This window comes from Nodosilinea sp. LEGE 07088, from assembly GCF_015207395.1.
GTDB lineage: Bacteria > Cyanobacteriota > Cyanobacteriia > Phormidesmidales > Phormidesmidaceae > Nodosilinea.
Genome location: NZ_JADEWX010000283.1, coordinates 1 through 4900, shown reverse-complemented (window position 1 = coordinate 4900; position 4900 = coordinate 1). Strand labels below are relative to the sequence as shown.

5 protein-coding genes are annotated in these 4900 nt (G+C 58.8%); 1 reads left to right on the top strand and 4 read right to left on the bottom strand.

Annotated features, from left to right (window positions below):
• Positions 1–138: 138 nt before the first annotated feature.
• From IQ254_RS29765 to IQ254_RS29750, 4 genes are all read right to left on the bottom strand, one after another.
• A complete protein-coding gene (locus tag IQ254_RS29765) occupies positions 139–594 on the bottom strand; it encodes a hypothetical protein (RefSeq protein ID WP_193969759.1) in 456 nt (151 codons plus the stop codon).
• Between the two features lie 52 nt (positions 595–646).
• Entirely contained in the window at positions 647–1117 is a 471-nt protein-coding gene (locus tag IQ254_RS29760) for a hypothetical protein (protein WP_193969758.1), read from the bottom strand.
• Positions 1118–1431: 314 nt separating this feature from the next.
• Entirely contained in the window at positions 1432–2388 is a 957-nt protein-coding gene (locus IQ254_RS29755) for an SPFH domain-containing protein (RefSeq protein ID WP_193969757.1), read from the bottom strand.
• Between the two features lie 45 nt (positions 2389–2433).
• Positions 2434–2859 carry an NfeD family protein gene (locus IQ254_RS29750; RefSeq protein WP_193969756.1) on the bottom strand — a complete coding sequence of 142 codons (426 nt, stop codon included), beginning with the start codon at positions 2857–2859 and terminating at the stop codon, positions 2434–2436.
• Between the two features lie 214 nt (positions 2860–3073).
• Here IQ254_RS29750 and IQ254_RS29745 point away from each other — a divergent pair, with 214 nt between their 5' ends.
• Entirely contained in the window at positions 3074–4861 is a 1788-nt protein-coding gene (locus IQ254_RS29745) for a PP2C family serine/threonine-protein phosphatase (RefSeq protein WP_193969755.1), read from the top strand.
• Positions 4862–4900: the final 39 nt, after the last annotated feature.

Here is a 4900-nt window from a genome sequence, read left to right as displayed (position 1 = left end):
CTCATGGCGCAAGGTCGATAAAACTAGCGTCACTATAGCCAAAGGCGATCGCAACCTCATATATCGAGCGATACCTTGGGCTGGGTCGTGTGGAGCGCCCGGGAGAGGGGGAGAGGGGGAGAGGGAGGACTGGGTTGGTTAATTGCCAAAGCCTCGAAAGTGCCCTGGCAGGAGATTAATTCCTAAGGCCGATTTCAGCAGGTAGGCAAACATCAAAACGCTGCTGCTGAGGGCTAAGTTGAACCCGATGATGAGAAACACGGCTGCCAGCCAGTTGCCAAACTGGGTGAGTCGTGACACGGCTAAATTGCGCGGGGCACGGCGGCGGTCTTTGCCCACCATCACCACAATAAAAAAGCGGCTAATCAATAAATCGATCTCAAACCGGAGATCGACCAGTTTGGGGGTTGGCTTAGCAATGGCTAGATCGATCACCCGCGCTATCTCGGCTTGCTGGTGGGGGGTAAAGCTAGCCTGTACCGTCGGGTCGATTTGATCGAGAAAGCTGGCCGCTGTGACGTCGCGTCGCCCAGGGGCTAGGGGCGTAGTGCCGTTGGCATTGAGGCGACGCAGTTGGTGTAGATAAGCTTTCATAGACGGTTTAAAACCCATCAAAAGAGTCGTTTGCGTAGCCAGGCCAGAGCGTTTATAGCGTTCCCCAGGGTACCCAGCTGGGCCATTGGGCTTGGTAAGCCACGGCGCCCCCCCGCAAACTGAGCAGTAGCCCGACCAGCGTGGCCAATTGCCAACCCCAGCGGTGGGGTAGCTTAACTCGCTGGAGTTGTTGCCCCGTTTTAGCCAACAAAACTGCGATCGCCGTGCTGACGGCCCACAGCATCAACATCGTGTAGGCCCAATATTTGTAGTGCATTTTGTCTGGCCAGAAGGCCGGCAAAATATCGAGGGCGACTAAGCCCGCCACCGCCGTGGCGATCGCGGCACTCACGGGAACTACCCCACCCCAACCAGTCCAAAGGCCGTAGGTAATTAGCAGCGTCATCAGGGCGATCAGGGCTTTAGGGGCGGCAAAGGCTGTAAGCCACCATCCCCATAGCCCGAGGCCCAGGGCTAACAGCGGCAGCTGCCAGGTGAGAGATAATACAGCACTCATTTTCATGGCATTGGGGGCTCGGGAGACCATTGCAACTGCTCAGCCTATTGGCTGGCATCTAGATATTGATCATTCGATAGTGCCCACTAACCCCATTGATATTGAACCGAACCAACACTTTATAAATCTGCCGAGGATATGAACCCACGAAAAAGCCGATGCTGAGGGGAGGGTTTCCAGGCATCGGCTGAGGAATGGCTCGCCCTTGAGCCATTAGATTTTCCACTCCCTGAAATGACGGCGAGATAGGTACCTAGAGCAGGCAACGGCGATCGCCCCGCTATTAAATCAGTCGCAATTAAGGCGCAATTAAGGCGCAATTAGGGCTGACCATCGCCGACGATCGCGCGCACGCCCTCCAGGGTCGCTGGAATGCTTCTGGGATCCATAAACATGACCTTGCTGCTGTCGCTGCTGCCGATCTTTAGCCCCATCTCCAGGTAGTGCTGAGCCACCAAAAATTGCAGCGCCTCGCGAGTGCCCGGGTCGTCGGAGAGAGTTTTGGCGATGATCTGCATCGCTTCGGCGGTGGCCTGGGCCTGCAAAATTTGCTCCTGGCGGACGGCCTGGGCCTTCATCACGATCGCTTTCTGTTCCGCCTCGGCGTCGAGAATAGCGGCTTTTTGGCGCGCTTCGGCATCGAGAATGTCAGATTCAGCCCGCCCCTTAGCACTGTTGACGGCGGCCTCCCGTTCGCCCTCGGAGGTCAGCACAGCGGCCCGCTTTTTGCGCTCGGCGGCCATTTGCAGCTCCATCGAGTCTTGCACGGCTTTGGAGGGCACAATGTCACGCAGCTCTACCCGGGTCACCTTCACCCCCCAGGGGTCGGTGGAAATATCCAGCTCCCGCAACAAAATTTCGTTGATCTCAGAGCGGGCGGTAAAGGTTTGGTCGAGCTCCAGCTGGCCCATCTCAGCCCGAATTTGGGTGAGCACCAGGTTGACCATCGCCGACTGCAGGTTCTCGACCTTGTAGTAGGCCTTTTCCATATCGACGATGCGCCAGTAGACCACAGCATCGACGCTAATCGAGACATTGTCGCGGGTGATGCACTGCTGGGGCGGCACATCCAGCACCCGTTCGCGAATGGTTTGCTTAAACACCACCTTGTCGAGAAAGGGCACCAAGAAATTGAGGCCGGGGGTGAGTTTTTTGCCGCTGTATTTACCCAGGGTCTCGACCAGGGCCTCGTCGCTCTGGTTGATGATTTTGACCGAACTGGCGGCGATCGAGCCGCCAAAGATCAGCACAATTAGAAAACTAAAAAAGCCGCCCATAAATTCAAATCCTTTAAAGATACTTTGCGGGAGTGGGGGGAGTAGTCAGGCTCTCAGCGCGCTTTCGGGCAAAACGTACAGAGTGTTGCCCTTGCGGTGCAAAACAACAACCGGCTGATCGGCCCCAATGGTGACGGTTTCATCGTCGCAGCGGGCCTGCCAGGAGTTGCCTTCATAAATGACTCGCCCAGTTTGCCCGGGTGGAATGGCGGTGAGGGTACGGGCTTCGGTCGATTCTTGCAGGCTGTAAGGGGTGCGCTTGGGCACAAACCGCCGCAGCAAGAAAAGACAGATCAGCGACAGCACTACCCAGGCCACTATCTGGAAACTAAAGGAAGGCACCGCCAGGGCCATAACGGCCACTAAAAAGGCGCTGAGACCCAGCGTAGACTCCACAAAACCCGTGGGCAAAAATAGCTCCATGAGGCAAAAGATAGCCCCAAGCACGGCCCAAAATAGAGGGTAGTTCATAGCCGCCTACAAAAAACGTTAAGGCATAGGAGAACGGATGAGTTAGATCAAAATGCCGGTCCATGAAACCCAACCCAGGTTACCCTTCTGAAAGTCTCGCTATCCTCTAGGATTAATCTATCCTTTTGCCTTAAGCCTTAGGGGGCTTGATTACGTTGTTTTAAGAGATTCCCCGGCTTTACCCTGTGTCTGCCCGTAACCGCCCGTAACTGTTATGAACCGTGTTGAGCGTCGACCCTCTCGCTATAAGCCCTACCTGTGGGCCGTAGGAACCGACCTGGAGACCCTGCCGGTGAACGAGCTAGTGGGTCAGCGCTACCAGGTGGTGGCTCCCTACCTGTGGCTAGACACCCTGCCCGATCAGCGCCCCAGCACCCCAGATGTGTTGCCGCAGGCGGCGATGCCCTATTTGCGATCGCACCCCCACCGCCTGCACCTGCCGGGGCTCTATGGGGTGCTAGAGCGCACTGGCGCGCCCCCGATTTTGCTGTTGGAAAATGTGCCGATTCATCCCCAGGCGGGAGAGCTACTGCCGGAGCTGGAGGCGGGACTCTTTAGCGCACCGCCCCTGCGGCAGGCCAACTGGCTGTGGCAACTGTGGCAACTGTGGGGCACCCTGGGCGAGTTGGGGTTGACCCAGAGCCTGTTTATACCGGGCAACCTGCGGGTAGATGGCTGGCGGCTACGGCTGCTGGAACTGGTGCCCGATGGGGAGGAGCCAACCACCCTGGCGGCGTTGACCGATCTATGGCGATCGCTGCTGTCGCCGCTGCATGTAGCCGTGTCAGAACCGCTGCGATCGCTGGTCAATCGCCTCGATGCCAATGATATTGATCTCACCACCCTCTCCCTAGAACTCAACCAAATCTTACTCAGTCAGGCGACCACCCTCTCGACTCGCGTCGCGCTGGCGGGGGCGACGGCCCAGGGGCCAACCCAGCCCCGCAATGAAGATGCCTGTTGGCCTCAGGGGACTCAGGCTGAGGCCGCCCAAGGCTTACAGGTGGCGATCGTGTGCGACGGGGTAGGGGGCCACGACGGTGGCCAAGTGGCCAGCCAGCTGGCGGTGCAGTCGCTGCAGATTCAGCTCCAGGCGCTAGTGGCCGAAGCGGAAACCGAAATGCGCGTGCTGCCGCCCCAGGTGATCAGCCAGCAGATCGAGGCGGTGATTCGGGTTGTCAACGAGCTGATTAACTTTCAAAACGATAACCACGGCTGGGCCGGTCGCCAGCGCATGGGCACCACGCTGGTCATGGCGGTGGTCATTCCCCAACGGGTGCAGACTGACGCTGGTTGGCAGCGGGCCAACGAGGTTTACCTGGCCCACGTAGGCGACAGCCGCGCCTACTGGATTACCCCTGACTACTGCCATCCGCTGACGGTGGATGACGATATTGCCGGGCGGGAGGTGATCGCTGGTCGTCAAACCTGGCCCCAGGCCCAGGAGCGCAGCGATGCCGGGGCGTTGACCCAGGCCCTGGGCACCCGCAATGGCGACCATCTCCAGCCCCACATTCAGCGGTTTATTTTTGATGAAACCGGTATTTTGCTGCTGTGCTCCGATGGCCTCAGCGACAACTACCGCATCGAAGACGCCTGGGCCAACTACATTGGCCTGATTATTAAAGATATTGTCACCCTCGACTCGGCGGTGGCCTCTTGGATTGAGCTGGCCAACCAGAAAAATGGCCACGACAACACCGCCGTGGTGCTAATGCAGCATAAGCTCTTCGTCCAGACCCAGGCCAAAATTCCTGAGGAGCGCGAAGCCCCACGGGAGACCGTGCCCCCCACCAGCGCCACCTTCTACGGCGAAAGCTCGCCCCAGGAAGAGGTGGCTGATGCCCCGGTAGAGGCTAAACCGCCGCGCGGGGTGCCTCGGTGGGTACTGGCGGTGTCGGGTTCTGCGTTGCTGCTGGGGCTACTGGGCCTATGGCTGGCCAGTCGATCGCCCCAGCCAACCGAGCCGGTGCCACCGCCGCCGACGGAGTCTGCGCCTTAGGGGATTGGGAGCGGAGGAGCGGGAGAGGGGGAGAGCGGG

Coding starts and splice junctions, on each gene's coding strand:
- IQ254_RS29750 (WP_193969756.1), bottom strand. CDS start 2,859: ATGAACTACCCTCTATTTTGGGCCGTGCTTGGGGCTATCTTTTGCCTC.
- IQ254_RS29755 (WP_193969757.1), bottom strand. CDS start 2,388: ATGGGCGGCTTTTTTAGTTTTCTAATTGTGCTGATCTTTGGCGGCTCG.
- IQ254_RS29760 (WP_193969758.1), bottom strand. CDS start 1,117: ATGAAAATGAGTGCTGTATTATCTCTCACCTGGCAGCTGCCGCTGTTA.
- IQ254_RS29765 (WP_193969759.1), bottom strand. CDS start 594: ATGAAAGCTTATCTACACCAACTGCGTCGCCTCAATGCCAACGGCACT.
- IQ254_RS29745 (WP_193969755.1), top strand. CDS start 3,074: ATGAACCGTGTTGAGCGTCGACCCTCTCGCTATAAGCCCTACCTGTGG.